This is a genomic window from Ruminococcus sp. AM31-15AC (genome assembly GCF_003462045.1).
Lineage (GTDB): Bacteria > Bacillota > Clostridia > Oscillospirales > Ruminococcaceae > Hominimerdicola > Hominimerdicola aceti.
The window spans coordinates 50878-73007 of the sequence record NZ_QTYG01000012.1 but is presented as its reverse complement, the minus strand read 5'-3'; the positions used below and the strand labels follow the sequence as shown (position 1 = coordinate 73007).

Genomic DNA, 22130 nt, shown 5'->3' with positions numbered 1-22130 from the left:
AAAATATTAAGATAAATGTGTGATTTTACATTTATTAATATTTGCGAAATGATATAGAAATATATAAATGAATGGTATTTTTACATAGCTTTTACAAAATATAATTTCTTGACAAAAGCTTTATTGCGTGGTAAAATATACGGGAGGATCATCGCAAAAAACATGGTCAGCAGCTTTTTTGTGCCACCAGTTTGCAATGATGTCTTTGTAAAAAATTATAGATCATGTTGAGGGAGGCGACGTCGTTTTATGAAAAAAGACGTTATCAATTACATTTGGACAGATAAGAAAAGAACGATTTTTGGTCTGCCTATATCATTTACAAGATATTTTCTCACAGAAGATAAGTTTATAACACGCAAGGGTTTTCTCAGCATAGAGGAAGACGAGCTTGACCTTTATAGGGTCGTCGACAAAAAGCTTGTCCTGCCGTTCGGACAAAGAATGTTCGGCTGTGGCACAATAGTAATGAATGTCAAAGACGTTGATACGCCTGTTAAGGAAGTCAAGTCCATAAAAGCACCAAGAGATGTGCTTGCACAGCTTGATAAGTATATCAATATAAATCGTGATAGATACCGTGTAAGGGGTAGAGATATGGTCGGCGGTGACGGCGGTCATTGCCATGATCATGATGATTTTGATATCCATGACGATATCATATAAAGTTCTATAAGAATAAGGGGCTTTCGCAGATCTTTCTGTGAGAGCCTTTTTTGGAAAGGAAAGTGTGAATGTTTTCAAAAGAATATTTTCAGTCCCTTGAAAGCTCGTGGGACAGGCTCAAGACCTGCGAAAAGCCGATATTCATATACGGCATGGGCGACGGAGCGGAAAAGCTTCTTGATGAATTTGATAGACTTGGCATAAAATGCACAGGTGTTTTTGCAAGCGACGATTTTGTCCGCGGACAAAGCTTCAGAGGGTTTAAGGTGCAGACTTTCTCACAGGTGCAAGCGCAGTTTGGGAATATCACAGTTGTGCTTGGCTTTGGCACGAGCCTGCCTGAGATAATGGAGCGTATCGACAATATTGAAAAAAGCTGCGAGGTCATAGTGCCGGAAATGTGCGTTGCAGGCGATGAAAATTTCAGCAAGGAAAAGCTTTTCTCAATGTATTCTCAGGCTGAAAAAGCTTACCGCCTTTTTGATGACGATATTTCAAAGCTTACCTTTGAAAAGCTGACAGCGTTCAAGATAACAGGCAAGCTTTCTTATCTCCGTGAGATATTTACTGATAAGGACAAGATAACCGAGATACTTCCCCTTGGAGAAAACGAGATATACTGCGACTTGGGAGCATACACAGGCGACACTGCCGCAGAGCTTATCTCACGCACAGGGGGAAAGTATGAGAGAATATATGCTCTCGAACCTGAGAGAAAAAACTTTCAGAAATGCCTGAAAAATCTAAAAGCCAATGACAATATAAGCCTTTACAATGCCGCCGCATGGTGCATTGATACCGAGCTTTATTTCGCAGGTGGCGCAGGCAGACAGGGCAGAGTAGATGCCGCAGGAAAAAAGGTTCGTGCAAGAAGTCTGGACAGCGTTCTTGCAGGCAAAAAATGCACCTATATAAAATATGACGTTGAGGGAGCAGACCTAGAAGCTATCAAAGGCAGTGAATATACCATTTCACGCTATGCTCCCAAAATATGCTGTGCGTTGTATCACAGACCATATGATTACATCACCCTGCCTCTGTATATAAACAGCCTTTGCAAAGGATACAAATTCTATATCCGTCAGGAAAGATATTACCCCGCATGGGAAACAAACCTTTTCTGCGTTCATGATAAATAAGGAGAAAAATAATGAGTATAACAGTAAGCCTTAACGATAACTGGAAAATGAAAAAAGCAGGCTCGCAGGAGAGCTTTGATTGCAAAGTTCCATGCTCTGTATATAAGACCCTGCTTGACTATAAAAAGATACCCGACCCATATTATCGTGAGAACGAGTATATCTCCACTCAGATATGTGATGATGATTACGATTTTGAAACTACATTCACCGCAGATAAGACCACAGTGGAGTGCGAGCATACTGTCCTGCACTTTGACGGCATTGATACCATAGCAAACGTCTATCTCAATGGCATTCACCTTGGCAGAGTGAACAATATGCACAGAGTGTGGGAGCTTCCTGTCCATGGTATTATCAAAGAGGGGGACAACACTCTCACAGTGAAAATAACCTCGCCAAACAGATACATAAAAGAAATGGACGAAAAACGTCACCTTTGGGGCGTTGACTCCACCATGACAGGCTATACACATATAAGAAAAGCCCATTGTATGTTCGGCTGGGATTGGGGTCCAATGCTCCCTGACATGGGAATATGGCGCAGTGTATCCCTTATCGTCCCAGATGCAGGACGTATACTTGACGTCTACTACAGCCAAAAGCACACCGATAACAAAGTGACTTTGAAAGCCCTTTTGCATATAGAAAACCACGGCTGTAAAAAAGCTATGGTGGAAATATCCGACCCTCAGGGCAATATCGCCGCAAAAGCTGACATAAGCCTGGAGGAAAGTGCAGAATATTATGAAACAGAGCTTGTGATAAACGACCCTCAGCTTTGGTGGGTGAACGGCTATGGCGAACAGCCACTCTATATCTGTGCAGTGACTTTGTATGATGAAAACGGCTCGTGCGCTGATAAAAATACACAGCGCATAGGTCTTAGAACTTTAACTGTCAGCCGTGAAAAAGATCAGTGGGGCGAGGAGTTCTGCTTTATAAACAACGGCGTGAAGATATTTGCCATGGGCGCAAACTATATCCCCGAAGACCAGATAGTCACACGCTGTAACGAGGAGAAAACAAGAAAGCTCCTTGCAGACTGTAAAGCCGCAAACTATAACTTTATAAGAGTGTGGGGCGGCGGTTATTATCCTGACGAGTATTTCTATGACTACTGCGACGAGAATGGTATCATAGTATGGCAGGACTTTATGTTCGCCTGCTCTGCATATCTGCTCACAGAGGAGTTTGAAGAAACTGTCCGTGGGGAAGTTCGTGACAATGTTATCCGCCTGAGAAACCACCCGTCCCTTGGTCTGTGGTGCGGCAACAACGAGATAGAATCCGCATGGGAATATTGGGGTCTTCCCGAGGACGAGGAAGCAAAGCGTGACTATCTTATCATTTTTGAGGATATTATCCCACAGGTGCTTAAAGCCTATGACCCCTGCGAAAACACCTTCTATTGGCCGTCATCACCTTCATCAGGGGGAGGCTTCAAGGACGCATCATCGAACCATGCAGGGGATATGCACTATTGGGACGTTTGGCACAACTTCAAGCCTATCGAAGCGTTCAGAGAATTTTATTACCGCTTCTGCTCAGAATACGGCTTTGAAAGCCTGCCTGATATAAAGACCTGCCGTGCCTTTGCCGACGAAACAAAGGGCGACTTTGACCTTTGCTCACCAGTTATGGAGGCACATCAGAAGTGCGTTCAGGGCAACGAGAAGATAATGTACTATCTTGCACAAATGGTGAGATATCCGTACGATTTCAAACAGCTCATCTATTCCTCACAGCTCGTTCAGGCGGATTGCATACGCTCAAATGTTGAGCATATGAGACGTGCAAGGGGCAGATGTATGGGCTCAGCATATTGGCAGGTGAACGATTCAAACCCTGTTATCTCATGGTCAAGTATCGACTATTTCGGCAGGTGGAAAGGTCTGCATTATTATGCAAAGCGTTTTTACGCCCCATGCCTTATCTCCTGCGACGATACCCATAGGAAAAAGCCTGTCCTTAACATATCCAACGAACGAATGACAGCCTTTGAGGGCGTGGTAAAATGGACGCTTAGAAACAATAAAGCTGAAATTCTGCAAAGCGGAGAAAAGTCCGTGAACGTTCCGGCTCTTACCGCACAAAACGTCCTTACTATCGACCTTTCAGACGAGCTTAAAAACCGTACCGACCCTCGTGAAAAATATCTGGAATATTCCATTATGGAAAACGGCAAGGTGTTGAGCTTCGGCACAACCCTCTTTGTGCGCCCAAAAGAATTTACCTTCCTAGAGCCTGCCATAACCTACGGCATATCAGAAAGCGAGGATAAATTCGCCCTGACATTCTGTGCCGAGAATTATGCCAAAAGCGTTTGCCTCAGCCTAAAAACCGCAGATTGCGTTTTCTCTGACAACTGGTTCGATATCCACGGAAAAGAGCCTGTTACCATAATGATAGACAAAGCCTCCCTCAGCAGAAAAATGACAGCGCAGGAGCTGTCCGAGGAGCTTGAGATAATGCACAATTAGGGCTGTGACACTATGTTTCCGGCATGGAAAATTTGATGTTTATAAACACGCAATGCTTGTGCTTTGCAAATGTACATATCAAGCTATCCTGCGTATAAGTAGCCTGAAATAAAATTTTAGGAGGAACTGCTTTGAAAGTAAAACTAAGCAAATACTTGAAGCCCTATGCACTGTTTGCGGTGCTGACACCTCTATCCATGGTGGGAGAAGTGCTGGGCGACCTGCTTCAGCCAAAGCTTATGTCAAAAATAGTTGACGATGGCGTGCTGGGTCAGGATATGGATCTTATCATAAGAACGGGACTTCTCATGCTCCTTGTTCTTATAGGCGGCGGAGCTTGCGGAATTGCGGCTTCTGCATTCGGTGGGATAGCTTCCCAAAGCTTTTCAAGAGATCTGCGTGTGGACGTTTTTAAGCGTGTCATGGGACTTTCATTTGAACAGACCGACAAGTTCACCACAGGCTCATTGGTAACACGTCTTACAGCGGATATAACCGCTATCCAGCAAATGGTAGACTTCATGCTGAGAATGTTGGTGCGTGACAGCCTGCTGTTCTTCGGCGGAATAATCATGATGCTCACTCTGAACGTTCGCTTTGGAATAATAATCCTATGTGCCTTGCCTGTCGAGATAATCATGATGATAATAATTCTCAAAAAGGCAAACCCATACTATTCTATCGTTGCAAAACGTCTTGACACCGTAAACTCTGTGGTTCAGGAGAACGTCACAGGCGCAAGAGTAGTAAAAGCCTATGTGAGAGAGGATACAGAAGAAAAGCGTTTTGACGATGCCAATATAAGCCTTATGGAATCAAACCTCCGTGTTCAGACCCTTATGGCTATTCTTCAGCCGCTTCTTATGATAATACTCAATCTGTCTGTTATTGCCGTTATAGTTATAGGCGGCTGGCAGGTGCAGGCGCAGGCTATGAAGGTCGGCGAGGTCATGGCGGCTATCACATATCTTACTCAGGTCTTGCATGGCGTAATGATGATGTCTATGATGTTCCAGACCCTCGCAAAGGCTTCCGCATCTGCAAACAGATTGAGAGAAGTCCTTGAAACTGACCCTGTTATAAAAAGCGGCAGCGTTTCCCTTTCAGATAAAACAGGCGGCACAGTGAGCTTTAAAAACGTTTCATTCTCCTATCCTGAAACCAAGGGCAGACCTGTTATCTCAGACCTTACCCTTGATATAAAGTCAGGGGAGAGCGTCGCCATACTAGGTGCAACTGGTTCGGGAAAATCTTCACTTGTAAATCTTATCCCAAGATTTTACGATTGCACAGCAGGAGAAGTCCTTGTTGACGGCGTGAACGTCAAGGATTGCAAGCTTGACGAGCTTAGAAAGAAAGTGGGAATAGTCCTGCAAAAGAGCGAGCTTTTCTCAGGCACAGTTGAGGACAACATAAAGTGGGGCGACAAAAACGCTGCCCATGATGAGGTCATCTCCGCCGCGCAGGCAGCACAGGCTGACGAGTTCATTCAGAAAATACCTGCAGGCTATGAGGGCATGATAGCAGAAAAGGGTGCTTCACTGTCAGGCGGTCAGAAGCAAAGGCTTTCTATCTCAAGAGCGGTACTAAAAAAACCTGAGATCCTTATTCTCGATGATTCCACCTCCGCCCTCGACCTCGGCACAGAAGCTAAGCTCCGTGCCGAGATAGACCGCAAAATGAACGGCACTACCCTTATCATAATCGCACAGCGTATCCAGAGCGTAAAATCATGTGACAGGATAGCCGTCCTTGACCACGGCAAGCTTTGTGCCTGCGATACCCATGAAAATCTGCTAAAGACCTGCGAGGTATATCAGGATATCTACGCTTCACAGGTAAAAACGTCAGGAGGTGAAGTGTAATGCCTCCAATGCCTCCAATGGGACCCGGCGGAAGAAAACCGGGCGGACCTCACGGTGCAAGGCTCACAATGGAAAAGCCTAAGGACGCAAAGAACACCCTTAAAAAGCTTATCGGCTATATAGGCAGAAACAGATATCTGTTTTTCGCTCTTATCGGTGTAATGCTCATTATAACTCTGCTCAATCTTGCCGCACCGTCAATACAGCAAATAGCTATAGACTGCATTACTCTCACCAAAAAGAAAACAAGCGTTGACTTCGGTGCGCTTGGCAAAACGCTCATAGGTCTTGGGGCAGTTTATCTTCTGTCCTCTGTTTTCACCTATATGCAGGGAATATTCTCCGCAAAGCTTTCACAATACACAGTAAAGACCATGCGCAAAGACTTGTTTTCAAGCCTTGTAAGACTTCCTGTAAAATATCTCGATACCCACAGCCACGGCGATATAATGAGCCGTATGACAAACGACGTCGAGAATATCTCCACAACTATCTCCCAGTCTATAGGCTCGCTCATCTCAGGCGTGCTGACCATAGTGGGAACAGTTGTCATAATGCTTCTGTATTCACCGCTTCTTACCCTTATCTCACTGTCTACAGTGTTCCTTACCATATTCGTTTCAGGCGTTCTCACAAAGTATATGAAGAAATACTTCATCAAACAGCAGGTGCTTCTTGGCGAGATAAACGGTGAAGTTGAAGAAATGGTAGTGGGCTATAGAACTGTAGTTTCCTATGGCAAAGAACAGGACGCTGTTGACAAGTTCGAGAAAATGAGCAACAATCTGAAAAAATGCGGCATAAAAGCTCAGATATTCGGTGGTGTAATGGGTCCTTGCATGAACTTAATATCCAATTTCGGTTTTATCCTTATCGCTGCATTTGGCGGCTGGTTCGCAATAAAAGGCTTTATAACAGTGGGAACTATTCAGGCTTTTATACTCTATTCAAAACAGTTCTCACGTCCTATCAATGAGATTGCAAATCAGTTTGCAAACATTCAGACCGCAATAGCAGGCGCAGAGCGTATCTTTGAGGTCATGGACGCCGATAAGGAAACTGACGAGGGCAATGCTGACTTTGAGGTGGAAACGTCAAAGGCGATATCGACTTCAAGCATATCGACTTCTCGTATGTTCCTGAAAAGCAGGTGCTAAAAGACCTCAATCTTGACGTAAAAGCAGGTCAGAAAATAGCCATAGTCGGTGCAACAGGCTCAGGCAAGACCACCATAGTGAACCTCCTCACAAGATTTTATCCCGTTGACAGCGGTGAGATAACCATAGACGGTCAGAGCATTTACGATATCCCGAAAGACAAGCTCAGACGTTCCATAGCCATAGTTTTGCAGGATACAGTGCTTTTTAATGACACCATAGAAGAAAATATCCGCTACGGCAGAGAAAACGCCACCCTTGATGAAATAAAGGCGGCGGCAAAGTTTGCGAACGCAGACGAGTTTATAGAAAGACTTTCCGAGGGTTATGACACAGTGCTTGCCGAGGGCGGCTCAAACCTTTCACAAGGTCAGCGTCAGCTTCTCTCCATAGCAAGAGCAGTGCTTGCCGACCCGAAGATACTTATTCTTGACGAAGCCACTTCCTCGGTTGATACCAGAACTGAAATGCACATTCAGTCCGCAATGGTGGCTCTTATGAAAAACAGAACGTCCCTTATCATCGCCCACCGACTTTCCACTATCCGTGACGCAGATAAGATAGTGGTTATCGACGGCGGACGTGTTGCAGAGCAGGGCAGCCATGAGGAGCTTATCGCCGCCAAGGGCTGTTACTACAGACTTTATCAGACGCAGTTCTCAGGCGTTAAGACCTGATACAATGGTGTTTGGAAAACGTATATAGTCAATATCGTACATTCAAACAAATCAAGCACAGGAAAACCTCTCCTGTGCCTTTTTTATGCGCAAAAAAGGACGGCTCTCATAAGAAAGCCGTCCTTGATGTTATCTGAAATATTACTTTGTAACAAGTGCCAGAGTATCTCTTGCAATGAGAAGCTCTTCGTTTGTTGGGATAACGTAAACCTTTGTCTTAGAATCGTCAGTGGAGATCTCCTTGAGTATTCCACGGCAGAGATTCTTCTCAGCGTCAATGTGGATACCGAGGATATCGAGATTTGAGCAAGCAGCTGCTCTTACCTCAGGTGCGTTCTCACCGATACCGCCTGTGAAGATAACAGCGTCAAGACCGTTCATTGCAGCAGCGTATGAACCGATGAACTTCTTGATCTGATAAGCAAATATCTCGCTTACGATAAGAGCTCTCTCATTGCCCTCGCTTGCAGCAGCCTGAATATCTCTGTTGTCAGAGCCGATACCAGAAAGACCAAGGAAGCCTGACTTCTTGTTCATGTATTCTGTCATCTGGTCAGGTGTGAAACCCATTTTCTTCTCAACATAGTCAACAGCAGAAGGGTCAACAGAGCCGCAGCGTGTGCCCATAACAAGACCGTCAAGAGGAGTGAAGCCCATTGATGTGTCAACAGACTTGCCGCCGTTGATAGCTGTGATAGATGAGCCGTTGCCAAGGTGGCATGAAACTATCTTAAGCTCCTCGATAGGCTTGCCCATTACTCTTGCAAGCTCGCCTGAAACAAATCTGTGTGATGTTCCGTGGAAGCCGTATTTTCTTACATGAAGATCAGTGTAGCACTCGTATGGCAGACCGTAGAGATAAGCCTTTCTTGGCATTGTTGAGTGGAAAGCAGTGTCGAATACAACTACCTGTGGTGTGCCTGCTGGGATAACTGCCTTGCAGGCTCTCAGTGCAAGAGCGTGTGGGTGGTTATGTACAGGTGCAAGCTCAGCCAGTGAGTCGATCTGGTCGATAACTTCGTCTGTTACAAGGCAGGTCTCCTTGAATATCTCAGCACCCTGAACTATTCTGTGACCAACGGCTGATATCTCAGACATAGAGTCGATGACCTTTGTTTCGCCTGATGTGAGTACCTCAACGAGCTTTTCAAAAGCCTCAGTGTGAGTAGGGAAATTGCAATCCTCCTCGATGTGTCTGCCGTCGCCTGTCTTTGCGCTCACATGGCCGTCGATACCGATACGGTCGCAGTTGCCCTTTGCGATAACAGACTCGTCCTTCATATCCAGAAGCTGATATTTAAGTGATGATGAACCTGCGTTTACAACTAAGATTTTCATTGGAAAAAATCTCCTCCCGATTATAATATGTCAGATAACGGGCTTGACTTTAAGCCCATAATATCATATACTTATAGTATATCAATATTAATGATAAATTTCAAGAGCTTTTTTCATAAATATACATATTGCACAATTTTTTTACTAGGGCTTAACATATTAGTATCATAATTCGCAGTAAGCTTTTGAAAGACGGAATAAAATAAGCATAGGGTAGAAAGAGGAGTAAAAAATGAAAATTGCGGGAATAGTTGCGGAATATAATCCGTTCCATAACGGACACAAATATCAGATACAAGCCACAAGACAGGCTGGCGCAGAGGGTATCGTCGCAGTAATGAGCGGTGATTGCGTGCAGCGTGGCTCAGCGGCTGTTTTCTCAAAATATGACAGAGCGCAGGCTGCTATAAGAAACGGTGCAGACCTTGTTATAGAATTGCCATGCCCGTTCTCGTGCTCAAACAGTGAGGTCTTTGCAAGAAGTGCAGTAAGGCTTCTTGCAGGTCTTGGGGAGGACGTGGTAACGACCTTGTCTTTCGGCTGTGAAAGCGGTGATAGGAACGCACTTGAACAGGCGGCTGAAATATCCGCAATGCTTGAAAATTCACAGCAGGTAAGAGAACTTTTATCTCAGGGAAAGACCTACCCTCAGGCTATGTATGAAGCCTCCATAGGTCTTTATGGCAGAACCGCCGAGGAGATATTCTCCACACCCAATAACGTTCTTGCGGTTGAGTATATAAAGGCGGCAAAGCGTATAGCCCCATGGCTAGTGCCTTATGCCGTAAAGCGTGAAGCTGTCGCACATGATTCTCAGGCAGAGTCTGGTAATTTCGCTTCGGCTTCTCATATAAGAGAGCTTATAAAAGAGGGCGGTGAGTGGCGGAAATTTGCTCCGTATGATTTTGAGGGCTGTAAGCCGTCCTTTACCCGGCAGGCAGGCAGAGAAATGCTTTTCAAGCTTTGTACTGCTTCAAGAGAAGATTTTCTTGCCCTCCCTGATTGCGACGAACACCTTGCCAACAGATTTATGTCTGTCGTAAGCTCCTGCCCCGAAACTATGGATATCTTTGAACAGCGTATAAAGTCAAAGAATATCACCATGGCAAGAGTAAGGAGAATGGTCCTGCACCTTGTTCTCGGCATCAGAAAGGACGATATCAGACAAGTGCCGTACGGCAGGATACTTGCCTTTAACCGCACAGGCACACGCATACTTGCGCAGGCTGAGAACAGAACTCTTGAGTATGATACCTCGCTGAAAAAGCTTGAGGATATCTCCGACTATGCAAAGCGTGTTGCTTTCCTTGAAAAGAACGCAGTAAGACTTAGAGAAACAGCGGCATATGGCAGATGCGTTTCAAACGAGTATACAAGAAAGATAACCATAACCTGAGATAAACAGGAGGGCGGAAAATGAGAAGAATGAAAGGTGCGGCAGGGCTTTTGACAGCTTTGCTCTTGGCTTTTCAGCTTTCGGCGCAGACTTTTGCACTTGCCAGCGAGGATAACGGCATAAAAGTCGTTCCCGTAAACTTTACCCATAACGGCTATAGCTATGAGATAGAGGGCGTGGCCAAAAGCACAGAGGGTGACTATCGGATAAAGTCCCCTGCAAGACTATCCGCCCGAAAGCTCCCATCCACCTATGACCCAAGAAGCTCAGGAGAGATCACAACAGTAAAAGATCAGGCGTCAACGGGTGCTTGCTGGGCATTTTCAGCCCTTGCCTGTGCGGAGCAGGATCTTATCAAAAAGGGACTTGAAAACCCCTCCGCAGAATTTTCCGTGCCAGCCTTGGTGCTGTCCTCAAATTCAGGCACAGCCACAGGTAAAGACGATTTTTCATCAGGGGGAAACTGGCTCTTTGCGGCTTCCGCCCTTGCAAATGGTCAGGGACTATGCTATGAGGATTACGAGCCGTTTTTAGAATCCGGCACAGAGAATATGGCAGTTTCCGAAAATAAGAAAAACGTCAGCGAATACAGGCTGAATTATGTCATGGAGCTTTCAAGCACCACGCAGGTGAAGCGTAAAATAATGGAGCTTGGAGCAGTTTCCGCAAGCTATTTTGCAGGAAATGGCTATATGAATCATAACAATACTGCCTACTATGATCCCGACGCCTCAAAAAACACTATCATAAATCATTCCGTCACAGTGGTGGGCTGGGACGATAACTACAGTAAGGATAATTTCAGATATAAGCCGGCCAATAACGGCGCATGGCTTGTGAAAGGCTCGTGGGGCGCAGATCAGGACAATGACGGCTTCTATTGGGTGTCCTATGACGAAGCCGAGTTCGGACAGTTTTGCTGCTATGACTTTGAAGAAAGCTGCGATAATACATATCACTACAGCAAAATGACAGGCTATGTTGTGAACGCCAGCAACGACGGCTCTGTTTACGGTGCAAATGTTTTCACCGCTAAAGCCGATGAAAAGCTTGATAAAGCAGGCTTTATGTATGTGGGCAAAACGGGCAGTGCGGATTACACCCTAAGCGTCTATACCGACGTTTCCGACAGCGACCCTATAGGCGTACTTGAAACGCAGATAAGCGGCTCAGTGTCCGCAAACGGCTTTTATACAGTTGACTTTCCCGAGGATATCCTCCTTGAAGAGGGCGAGAAATATTCCATTTCAGTAAAATTCAGTGGCGACAGCGGCAGGGGATATCTCCTTGCAGAAAGCGACCGAACATCAAAGGCACAGTCAGGGCAAAGCTATGTTTCCATTAACGGCAAATATTGGTCTGACGTTGGAGTAGATAAGACCGACTCCATAGGAAGCCTTTTTATCTATGCTTATACTGACGATACTGCAAAGCCCGATAAAAGTTCACTTGAAAGCACCCTTGCAAAGTACGGCACCCTTGCAGGCTGTGAAAGGGAAGCAAACAACGCCCGAAAGGTGCTTGCAGACGAGAACGCTTCTAAAAATGATATCTCAAACGCACAAAAGCTCCTTATCTCCGCCGCAGAAGAACAGGACGAAGCCCTTGTTATAACCACAGAAGCCCAGTGGGAAAGCTTTGCAAAGCGTGTCAGCAGTGGCGAAAGCTTTGAGGGCAAGCTAGTCACCCTTGAAGCTGACCTTGACTTTGACGGAAAAACTATCTCACCCGTAGGCGATTCTGAAAACCCATTCATGGGCTATTTTGACGGCAACGGACACCTTATAAAAAACGCAGTCATCATGTCCAAGGAGTATTCAGGGCTTTTCGCATACATAAAAAACGGTGCAGAGATAAATAACATTTCCCTGAAAAACTGTATAGTGAAAGGCGATTACGCAGGTGGAATAGTGGGCTTTTATCAAGGAACAGCCATAAAAGCCTGCACCTTTGACGGCACAGTGTCAGGAGAAGTCTATTCAGGCGGCGTCATAGGAAGACAATCCTGCGGTATCATAACAGAGTGTTCTTCAAACCTAAATGAAAACAGCTCCGCCATTACAAATGCCTTTATAGGAGGCAGGGATATTGCCGTTTCCGTTGTGAACGCATACGGCTGTTACAGCAATGACAGCGACAGCCTGATTTCAAGCCTCTCTGCAAAAAATGCACTTTCTCAAGGGGCGTATGCAATGAACACCTACGGTGAAAAGTTCAAAGACAGCGCAAAGTGGACAATGGACGGCACTCTTGTGCGCCAGACCTCATATAGCGAGCAGGCTTCCCATAAGATAACATTTTCCGCTGTGGCACAGACCATAGAAGTCTGCACAGACTATGCAGGCAAAGCCGTGTTCCCGAATGTGAACGTTCAGCAGGGCTTCACCCTCGGCTGGTATCGTAAAGGCGAACCTGTGAACAGCAATACAGTTTTCACAGAAAACACCACAGTTTCCGCAAAAGTCACCCCAAGTGACAAAGCAAAGATAGATTATATCCTGAACGGTGGCGAAAACAGCCCCTCAACCCTGATGAGCTTGACGAGGGCGAAACCGCACAGCTTTCCGCCCCCACAAAAGAGGGCGCACAGTTCACAGGCTGGTATGCCGATCCACAGCTTGAGAGCGAGCCTATAACGTCCGTGAGCTTTTCAGACGGCTCAAAGACCCTTTATGCAGGCTGGAAAGCCAATACCTGCAATGTCGATTTCACTGATATAAACGGCACAGTTTTGTCATCTCAGACCGTAGAATACGGCAAAAGTGCCGATCCGCCCAAAGCACCGACCATAAAGGCAAACGCTTTACAGGCTGGGATAAAGACTTTTCAAAAGTCACAGCCCATATGACAGTGCAGGCGGTCTATAACGACAGAAAGCTTATAAAAGACTGCGAGATATCAGGCTTTAAAACACATATGACATTCACAGGCTATGAGCTTGCTCAAAGCAGTATAACGCTTTCCTATGGCGATACCACTTTGACAAATAATAAAGACTATACCATTGACTATGCCGATAATATAGCCGCAGGCAAGGGCAAAATGATAATAACAGGCATTGGCGGATACAGTGGCACTATAGCCAAAGCATTCGACATTTTTCCAAAGTCCGCCCAATTGACAAGCGTCTATTATGTTGATACGCTCTCCTACACAGGCAAGCCTATAAGACCTGACGTTATGGTAACGGACGGAGGAAAATTTCTTCTTCCTGAACATGATTATACTGTTTCCTATAGCTCAAATACAAAAATAGGCGTTGGAAAAATAGCCATAAGCTTCATGGGCAACTATCAGGGTACGATAACAAAAACTTTTACCATTTATCCTGCAAAACAGGAGATACAATCTCTGCAAACAAGATATAAAGGCTTTTTTATCGACTTTGCTCAGAAAGGCTCAGCCACAGGATATGAATTGCAATACAGTACACGCTCTGACTTCGCAGGTGCAAAAACCTCTATTATATCCTCAAACAAAACGGATAAAAAGACAGTTTCAAACCTGACGGCAGGGAAGAAATATTATGTAAGAGTACGTTCGTATACAGTAGTCAGAGGCAAACGTTATAACGGCGCATGGTCTGATACAAAGAGCGTGACCACCGCAAAATATGATATTGCCAAAGCCAAGGTAGCAGGCATAAAAAATAAGTCTTTCACAGGCAAGAACATCACCCAAAGCATAACAGTCACATATTCGGGCAAGACCCTTAAAAACGGCACAGACTATACAGTGAAATATTCCTGCAATAAGAATATAGGCACAGCTAAGGTAACAGTAACAGGAAAAGGCTCGTATGGCGGAGTGATAACGAAGTCTTTTGTCATCACCCCTGCCAGGCAGACCATCCAAAAGCTCATGCCGGTGAAAAAAGGCTTTTATATAGACTATGTACAGAAAGGCTCTGCTACAGGCTATGTGATATCCTATGCTGAAAATATATCTTTCAGCGGTGCAAAGACAGTTAAAGTGACCTCAAATAAGACCGACAAAAAGACCGTAACAGATCTTAAAAGCCAAAAGACATATTTCGTCCGTGTGAGAAGCTATACAGCCACAGGAGGCAAGACCTATTTCGGACAGTGGTCTGATATAGCCAAAGTTTATACCAAATAATTATCCATGTTATCGGGAGGGATAGCAATGATCACAAAAACAAAGCTTGTAAAAAGAATATTCTCATCGCTCTTGACAGCCGCACTTGCAGTTCCAATGACGGCTCTCACTGCCCATGCAACAGGGGAGGCTTTCTTCTATCCGCCTAAAAACCCCGTCATGACCGATCAGCAGTTTGAAGTTTCCGTGACATTTTCTGCAGATTCAGAGATAGGAAGCGTTCAGGCAAATATCGCCTATGACGATTCCGTTATAGAATTTGTGTCAAGCGACAACGCCTCAGGCGGTGGAGGAGTTCTTACAGTAAACGGATTTCCTGATACCCCCTCTTCAGAAGTGGATTTCAGCTTTACGTTCAAAGGTCTGTCGGCAGGAAATGCAAATATAAGCCTGCAAAGCTGTCAGATATATTCCCCTGATTCAAAGCTTATCGGCTCGCCTACCGCCTATTGTGTCATAACAGTTGGAAGCGATAAGGTGGAAACCAAGACCGAAACAGAAACCACGACCACTACCGAAAAGACCACCACTACCACTAAGACCGCTCCTTCAAACGGCATACCCGATAAAGGCGTTCTTACAGCCTGACAGTGGATAACGGCGAGCTTTCTCCTGCCTTTGCCTATAATGTCTATAACTATACAGTGAACGTTGACAATTCCGTTACCAATGTTGAGATAGAGGGAACAACAGCAAGCCCCTCTGATTATATATGGTATACAGGCACAAGCGAGTGTCAGGTGGGCGAAAATGTACGAACCATAACCGTCACAGACGTTGACGCAACGCCACAACCTATACTGTCACCATAATCAGAGCCTCAGGCGGAGATGAACAGCAGACCCGGACCGCCCAAAAGAAAAACAGCTCCGATACTTCATCTGTCGTGTCCAAAAACGCAAATGTTATGGACCAGTATAAAAAGATGCTCAATACCGCCCTTGCTATCGTCCTTATTGTCCTTGTTATCGCACTTGTCGTAATAATTATCTGGATAAGAGGAAAGATCAAAGGCGGCAAAAAGGATAAATAAGTTCTGTATAAAGAGATGATAAACAGCCAAAAGTGGCGTATCAACGTGCTTTTGGCTGCTTGTGACAGCATTTTTTCACTCTGCTTACACGAATACACATTTTTTTTACAAAAATCACACAAAAACAAGTATAATTTCGACACCTGCCAGAGTATAATGTGAATATGCTGATGGTGATTCAGTTTAGAGAGTGGCTCCAATAGGGGCTGCTTTTTTTATGCTCCAAAAACTTTTTTCATGAATTCTTCTGTGGAGATGACCCCGCTGCGATTGTATCTGTAAAGACCAAAAAGGCAGCGCTCATCTTCTTTTTTTATTATATTGATTTTTTCCTCTACTCCAAGACTAGCTTCAAACCCCATGTTCTTTACGAGCCGACTTGCACTTTCGCAGGTTATGCCGAAAGGATAGGTGTAAACGTTTGGCTGAAAACCACAGTGTTCATCGCAAAGCGTTTGAAGCTTCGTGGTGTCGTTAAGAAATATCTTTCGGTAATCCTCGTAGCTTTCCCCCTCCAGCTGACCGACTCCACGCCTGCCCTCAAGATTGTGCATATCGTAAGAGTGATTGCATATCTCCACATGACCGCTGTCACGAAGCACCGAAACGTCCTGCCAGTCAAGATAAGAGTAAGCAGGATCAGGCTCAGCCTCCTCGCAGGCAGCGTCAGTGTAAGCTCCCACAATAGATACAGTGGCTTTCATATCGTATTTTTCAAGAAGCGGCAGAAGATATTCTCTGTAGTTGTAAGTGCCATCGTCAAAGGACAGTATAATAGGCTTCTCAGGCAGTTCGCCTCCACGCTTCACATATCTTATAACGTCATTTACAAAAACAGTAGTGTAGCCGTTCTGCTTTAGATAAAGCAGATCCTTTTCAAGCTCGATAGGCGTTATGACATACTCACCGCTGCGATCTTCGTTTTTTACGATGCTGTGATACATTATGATCGGAAGCTTTATCCCATCTGTTTTTTCTTCTTTTGCAAAGGTCGGCATAACAGCCACCGCCGCCAGCATAGAAAGTATAGCTATAACACAAAGCATCACCCTTTTTCTTATCCTTAGACTTATGTACATATTTTATTTACCCCCTTTTTACCTATTTTTATTCACCTCCATATCATTAATTGCATCATAAATTCACAAAAAATATGCTTGTGGTACTTGAAATAATTGTGCAATTATGATATAATAAACACGTAATATCGCAGTGTTGTGTGCTGCGTTAAAAACAAGTTCATAAGGGGGAACTGTATATGAAAACGTTGCGTTCAAAGCTGCTTTTGGCAATGCTTTCAATCGCACTTATCATCACGGTGCTGCTCAGCTTGGTTTCCGTGTATTTTATAAACGTTTCTGCAAAGGATACGCTCAAAAGCACCGCTGAACCACTGGCTGTTCAGGCGGCTAAGAATTTTGACTCGACGATCAGCTCTTATACGAATAATATAGTTTCGACCGTAAAGTCTGATTCTTTTTTAGGGGCAAAAACTGACGCTGACAGACTAAAGGCGGTAAAAAGTGGCTTTGCAGACAACACAGGCTTCTATCTGAATTTTACAGTTTATGACGGCAATGGCATTGTGCTTGCAACAGATAATGAAATGGTATCGTCATCAGTTGAAAAGGAGCACATCATAAGTGCTTGCGAAAGAAGCTCGGCTTATATAACCGATATATATACCTTTGGCGGTAAGAATTATTTTTCTATACTTGCTTCAACAAAGTCTGGCAACACAGAACAAAAAGTCGCTTGTATTACCATTCAGAGCGATATGCTTATCAATGCTCTTAATGAATATACCTTCGGAAAATCCGGCTATGTTTATCTTGTTGGTAAAGACGGAGAGATCCTTCTTCATAAGGATACAGATCAGATAGGTAAAAATGCCCTTGAGATCGGTAAGAAAGATGAAGAATATACGGAAGTGACAAATGCCGTTGAGAAAATACTTGCAAATAATAGCGGTACAACAGAGTATAAATTTAAGGATAACAATTATATCGTGGGCTATTATGGTTCGTCATATTTTGACGGTACTGTCGTCATGGTTACAAATGTTGCCGACTTCACCACTGCAAGCTCCAGCGCACTTACTAATATCATTGTAATGGGCGTTGTGCTTATGTGCCTGACGGTGCTGTTCTCTCTGCTTTTTGCAAAGAGGATAACAAAGCCTATCATTTCTACTACAAACAGACTTCGTTCTCTCGCACAGGCAACCTTACCGACCCTGTTGACGTGTGGTATTCAAAGGACGAGCTTGGCGTCCTTTCAAACTCTCTGGAAGAAACTATCGTCTGCCTCAGACAGTATATCAACCTTATCACAGTGGCTCTTACCCAGATATCCGAGGGTAACCTTTGCCATAGAATGGAAGGCACTTTCAAGGGCGACTTCTATAAGATAAAGAGTACGTTTAACGAGATACTCGACTCTCTGTCTGATACCTTTGCTTCTATCAATATGTCAGCCGAGCAGGTGAACTCAGGAGCGGTTCAGGTGTCAAATATCGCACAGTCTGTATCACAGGGTTCTACACAGCAGGCTTCTGCGATCGAGGAGCTTTCCGCTACCCTCAGTGATGTTTCAAAGCAGATAACTCAAAACTCTGAGGACTCTAAGAACGCTTATAATATCGTACTTAAGAATACCGAAGCCGTTGACAACTGCAACAGCGATATGGGCAACATGGTAAATGCCATGAATGCTATCCATACAGCTTCCGATGAGATCTCAAAGATAATCAAGGTCATTGACGAGATCGCATTCCAAACAAATATCCTTGCCCTTAACGCCGCCGTAGAGGCCGCAAGAGAGGGTTCAAAGGGCTTTGGCGTGGTAGCAGACGAGGTAAGACGTCTGGCATCAAGATCAGCCGAAGCCGCAAAGCAGACCGCTTCACTTATCGAAAACCAGTCTGCCGCTGTTTCAAAGGGCTCTAAGATAGCCGAAGAAACCGCTGATTCACTGAACAATATCGTAAGTAATTCAAATACTATGAGGGATCTCGTAAAGAATATCTCAGACGCTTCTGAGGCACAGGCAGAAGCTATCGTTCAGGTAAATACGGGAGTAGACCAGATATCAGCCGTTGTATCAGCCAATACCTCAACTGCAGTCGGTTCAGCTTCCGCAAGTGAAGAGCTTTCAAGCCAGTCGCTTATACTAAAGAATATGATAGCACGTTTCAAACTTAGCGAGAACAGTGAAAAAGATAAGAAAGAGCATCAGACTTCAAGGTTCACATATATTGACGATGAGCCGGAAAGCGAGGCCACCCCTGAGGAAACTCAGCAGGATATCACTCCTTCCGACGAAGCCGATATAGAAGATTTCAGCACAAGCGATAAGTATTGATATCGTTGATAATGATAGAATTTCATTGAAAGGACTTGGTAAAATGAAGAAAAGAATAGGCATACTCACAAGCGGAGGAGATTGTCCGGGACTTAACGCAACTATCAGAGGCGTTGCAAAGGCTTGCTATGAAAAGTTTGGCGAAGACGTCCAGATAATCGGCATAGAGGACGGCTATTATGGACTTATCAATAATATGTGCAAGGAAATGAAGCAGTCTGATTTTTCTGGTATCCTTACCACAGGTGGAACTATTTTCGGCACAAAGAGAACGCCTTTCAAGAAAATGCAGGTCATCGAAGAAGATAACGTGGATAAAGTAAAGGCTATGAAAGAAACATATAAAAAGCAGAAGCTCGATTGCCTGCTCACCTTGGGCGGCAATGGCACTCATAAGACCGCTAACCTCCTTTCAACCGAGGGACTTAACGTTATCGGCCTGCCAAAAACTATCGACAACGATATCTGGGGTACAAGCGTAACATTCGGCTTCCATACCGCTGTTGACACAGCCACAGACGTTATCGACAGACTTCATTCCACAGCCAATTCCCACGGAAGAATACTCGTTGCAGAAATAATGGGCAATAAAGCCGGCTGGCTCACCCTCTATTCAGGTATCGCAGGCGGTGCAGATATAATAGTGATCCCTGAGATACCATACGATATAGAAAAGCTTGCCGAGGCTTGCGAAAAGAGAGAGTCAAAGGGCTTCTCTATAATGGCAGTGGCTGAGGGTGCTTTTGATAAAGAAGAGGCAAAGCTTAAAAAGAAGGAAAGAGCAAGACTCCGTGCAGAACAGGGTCTTACAACTGCTACCCCTAGAATTGCAAAGCAGATAGAGGAGCTTACAGGCAGAGAAACAAGAGTTTGCGTTCCTGGTCATATGCTCAGAGGCGGCAGTCCGTCAGCCTATGACAGAGTGCTTGCCACAAAGTTCGGCGTCCATGCCGCAGAGCTTATCGCAGCCGATAAATACGGCTATGCAGTGGCAATGATAAATGAAGTTGTGTCAGAAAACCCACTTTCAGAAGTTGCAGGCAAAACAAAATTCGTCCCTGCCGACCACCAGCTCGTCAAGACCGCAAAGGCTCTGGGCGTCGCTTTCGGTGACTGATAAATGCAAAACAAAAGCGGTGCAGTCTAAACTGTGCCGCTTTTTATGTTTGTTTCCGTAGCGGCGATCTGAGGTCGTCCACCTGATTCCCAACGTATCATATAAGAAAAGCTCCGCATTTTTCCTGCGGAGCTTTTCTTGTATCTATCTTAGCCGATAAGCCAGTCATACATTTCCTGATATTTGTTAGCAGAAGCCTGCCATGAGAAATCCTGTGCCATTGCAGATTTGATAAGTCCGTTCCATTCGTCACGTCTGTCATCAAATATGTACTTTGCGAACATAACAGTGTTGTACATCTCGTGTGCATTGTAGTTTGCAAAGCTGAAACCAGTGCCGGTCCTCTCAAACTGATTGAACGGCTGAACAGTATCTCTCAAACCGCCAGTTTCACGAACGATAGGCAGCGTGCCGTAACGCAGTGACATAAGCTGTGAAAGTCCGCATGGCTCGAAAAGTGACGGCATAAGGAATGCGTCAGCTGATGCGTAAATGCGGTGGCTCATTTCCTCACTGTAGTAAATGTTAGCGGAAACCCTGTCAGGATACTTGCCTGCAAACCAGCGGAACATATCCTCATATTTCTGCTCGCCCGTGCCAAGCACAACGAACTGTATGCCCTGTTCGCACATCCTTTCCATCATGTATGCAATAAGGTCAAAGCCCTTCTGATCTGTCAAACGGCTAACAATGCCTATCATAAAGCGATTGTCGTCCTGCGCAAGACCAAGCTCAGCCTGAATTGCTCTCTTGTTGTGTATCTTCTTCTCAAGCACGTTGTCGTAATTGTATCTTACAACAATGTTTTTGTCCGTGTCAGGGTTGTAATCAACGTAGTCGATACCATTTACGATACCACGGAGATCGTTAGCCCTTGCCCTCATAAGTCCGTCAAGACCCTCACCGTAGAACTGAGTCTTTATCTCCTCTGCGTATGTGTTGCTGACAGTTGTGATAGCGTCAGCATAAACAAGTCCGCCCTTGAGCATATTTCCGTCAACGCCCGTTCTCAGCTTGTCGATAGTGAAGTAGTAGTCAGACAGACCGGATATCCTCTTGAACTGCTCAACTCCGTCATTTCCCTGAAATTTCAGATTGTGTATAGTCATAACGGTCTTTATGCCACGGAAAAAATCTCCCCCTGCAAAGCTGTCATGAAGATATACAGGTATAAGACCCGTCTGCCAGTCGTGACAGTGTATAACATCAGGACGGAAATCAAGAAGCGGCAGAGCAGAAAGCACAGCTCTGTCAAAGTACATGAACTTTTCTATATCCCAGTGATGCTCAGTGTAAGGCTTGTCACCGGTGAAATAATGTTCGTTGTCGATAAAATAGAACGTAACGCCGTCATAAACGCATTCAAGCACGCCCACATATTGGCTCTGACCTGCAAAGTCCATGTAGAAATGCGTTTTGTACTGCATCATGTCTTTCCACTGCTGTTTCATGCAGGAATATTTAGGAAGAATTACTCTGACATCATAATACCTCTTGTCAAAGCACTTAGGCAGAGAGCCAACAACGTCAGCAAGACCGCCTGTCTTGATAAACGGAACACACTCCGAAGAAGCGAACAAAACTTTTTTCATATTCAAGTTATCCTTTCCAACTTAATTTCTTGAATTTTCAGGGCAATAATTATCGCTATTGCCAATGTGTACATAACAATTATAACACTTTTTGTTGAAAACGTCAAGAGCAAAACCTCGTTTGCACCATAAAAGCGCAGTGATGAAAAATTAATAATTAAAAGTAGACATAAGCCGCTTTGTGT

General features: G+C 44.7%; 18 protein-coding genes and 2 pseudogenes. 17 read left to right on the top strand and 3 right to left on the bottom strand.

What is annotated here, in order from left to right; translation table 11 throughout:
- Positions 1 to 249: 249 nt before the first annotated feature.
- From DW793_RS05475 to DW793_RS15220, 6 genes are all read left to right on the top strand, one after another.
- Positions 250 to 666, top strand: coding sequence for a PH domain-containing protein (locus DW793_RS05475; protein ID WP_117863546.1), 417 nt, complete (start codon positions 250 to 252; stop codon positions 664 to 666).
- Between the two features lie 68 nt (positions 667 to 734).
- Positions 735 to 1805: an FkbM family methyltransferase gene (locus tag DW793_RS05470; RefSeq protein WP_118157290.1), complete on the top strand. Its 1071-nt coding sequence runs from the start codon at positions 735 to 737 to the stop codon at positions 1803 to 1805.
- A gap of 11 nt (positions 1806 to 1816) precedes the next feature.
- Positions 1817 to 4288 (top strand): beta-mannosidase, encoded by a 2472-nt coding sequence (locus DW793_RS05465; protein WP_118157289.1) that lies wholly within the window; start codon positions 1817 to 1819, stop codon positions 4286 to 4288.
- A gap of 131 nt (positions 4289 to 4419) precedes the next feature.
- Positions 4420 to 6153, top strand: coding sequence for an ABC transporter ATP-binding protein (locus tag DW793_RS05460; protein WP_290126974.1), 1734 nt, complete (start codon positions 4420 to 4422; stop codon positions 6151 to 6153).
- Complete coding sequence (locus tag DW793_RS15225) at positions 6153 to 7310, top strand: ABC transporter permease (RefSeq protein WP_252969682.1); 1158 nt, start codon at positions 6153 to 6155, stop codon at positions 7308 to 7310. Before DW793_RS05460 ends, DW793_RS15225 begins: the two co-directional genes overlap by 1 nt.
- Complete coding sequence (locus DW793_RS15220) at positions 7304 to 7987, top strand: ABC transporter ATP-binding protein (RefSeq protein WP_252969680.1); 684 nt, start codon at positions 7304 to 7306, stop codon at positions 7985 to 7987. Before DW793_RS15225 ends, DW793_RS15220 begins: the two co-directional genes overlap by 7 nt.
- A gap of 141 nt (positions 7988 to 8128) precedes the next feature.
- Here DW793_RS15220 and DW793_RS05450 read toward each other — a convergent pair whose 3' ends face one another.
- Positions 8129 to 9325, bottom strand: coding sequence for an acetate/propionate family kinase (locus DW793_RS05450; protein WP_117958021.1), 1197 nt, complete (start codon positions 9323 to 9325; stop codon positions 8129 to 8131).
- 232 nt (positions 9326 to 9557) lie between these two features.
- On the opposite strand from DW793_RS05450, the gene DW793_RS05445 reads away from it, so the two are divergent.
- The 8 genes and pseudogenes from DW793_RS05445 to DW793_RS15620 all read left to right on the top strand — a co-directional run bounded on the left by DW793_RS05445 (position 9558) and on the right by DW793_RS15620 (position 15873).
- Positions 9558 to 10721, top strand: a complete 1164-nt coding sequence (locus DW793_RS05445) for a tRNA(Met) cytidine acetate ligase (protein WP_118157288.1) — start codon at positions 9558 to 9560, stop codon at positions 10719 to 10721.
- 20 nt (positions 10722 to 10741) lie between these two features.
- Positions 10742 to 12085: pseudogene (locus DW793_RS15880) on the top strand (C1 family peptidase); the annotation flags it as partial.
- Positions 12086 to 13311: 1226 nt separating this feature from the next.
- A pseudogene (locus DW793_RS15875) lies at positions 13312 to 13356 on the top strand (hypothetical protein); the annotation flags it as partial.
- Between the two features lie 6 nt (positions 13357 to 13362).
- Complete coding sequence (locus DW793_RS05435) at positions 13363 to 13569, top strand: hypothetical protein (protein ID WP_252969679.1); 207 nt, start codon at positions 13363 to 13365, stop codon at positions 13567 to 13569.
- The gene (locus DW793_RS05430) at positions 13566 to 14840 is read left to right on the top strand and encodes a fibronectin type III domain-containing protein (RefSeq protein ID WP_118157285.1); all 1275 of its coding nucleotides are present in this window, start codon (positions 13566 to 13568) and stop codon (positions 14838 to 14840) included. Before DW793_RS05435 ends, DW793_RS05430 begins: the two co-directional genes overlap by 4 nt.
- Positions 14841 to 14867: 27 nt before the next feature.
- Positions 14868 to 15428 (top strand): cohesin domain-containing protein, encoded by a 561-nt coding sequence (locus DW793_RS05425; RefSeq protein ID WP_118157284.1) that lies wholly within the window; start codon positions 14868 to 14870, stop codon positions 15426 to 15428.
- A gap of 2 nt (positions 15429 to 15430) precedes the next feature.
- Positions 15431 to 15652: a hypothetical protein gene (locus tag DW793_RS05420; RefSeq protein ID WP_118157283.1), complete on the top strand. Its 222-nt coding sequence runs from the start codon at positions 15431 to 15433 to the stop codon at positions 15650 to 15652.
- Positions 15653 to 15747: 95 nt separating this feature from the next.
- The gene (locus tag DW793_RS15620; RefSeq protein WP_290126973.1) at positions 15748 to 15873 is read left to right on the top strand and encodes a hypothetical protein; all 126 of its coding nucleotides are present in this window, start codon (positions 15748 to 15750) and stop codon (positions 15871 to 15873) included.
- A gap of 215 nt (positions 15874 to 16088) precedes the next feature.
- On the opposite strand, the gene DW793_RS05415 is transcribed toward DW793_RS15620, so the two are convergent.
- On the bottom strand, positions 16089 to 16952 hold the full coding sequence (locus DW793_RS05415) for a polysaccharide deacetylase family protein (protein WP_118157282.1): 864 nt from the start codon (positions 16950 to 16952) through the stop codon (positions 16089 to 16091).
- A gap of 179 nt (positions 16953 to 17131) precedes the next feature.
- Between DW793_RS05415 and DW793_RS15215 the strand changes: the two genes are divergently transcribed.
- From DW793_RS15215 to DW793_RS05400, 3 genes are read left to right on the top strand one after another with little or no spacing between them, the layout of a single operon-like run.
- Positions 17132 to 18286, top strand: coding sequence for a PDC sensor domain-containing protein (locus DW793_RS15215; RefSeq protein WP_118157281.1), 1155 nt, complete (start codon positions 17132 to 17134; stop codon positions 18284 to 18286).
- Entirely contained in the window at positions 18250 to 19236 is a 987-nt protein-coding gene (locus tag DW793_RS05405; protein WP_118157280.1) for a methyl-accepting chemotaxis protein, read from the top strand. The genes DW793_RS15215 and DW793_RS05405 overlap by 37 nt, the downstream gene beginning before the upstream one ends.
- Positions 19237 to 19279: 43 nt before the next feature.
- Positions 19280 to 20353, top strand: a complete 1074-nt coding sequence (locus DW793_RS05400; RefSeq protein ID WP_117858469.1) for a 6-phosphofructokinase — start codon at positions 19280 to 19282, stop codon at positions 20351 to 20353.
- A gap of 149 nt (positions 20354 to 20502) precedes the next feature.
- Here the strand turns inward: DW793_RS05400 and glgA are convergent, their stop codons facing one another.
- The gene (gene glgA, locus DW793_RS05395; RefSeq protein WP_022286605.1) at positions 20503 to 21945 is read right to left on the bottom strand and encodes a glycogen synthase GlgA; all 1443 of its coding nucleotides are present in this window, start codon (positions 21943 to 21945) and stop codon (positions 20503 to 20505) included.
- Positions 21946 to 22130 lie beyond the last annotated feature (185 nt).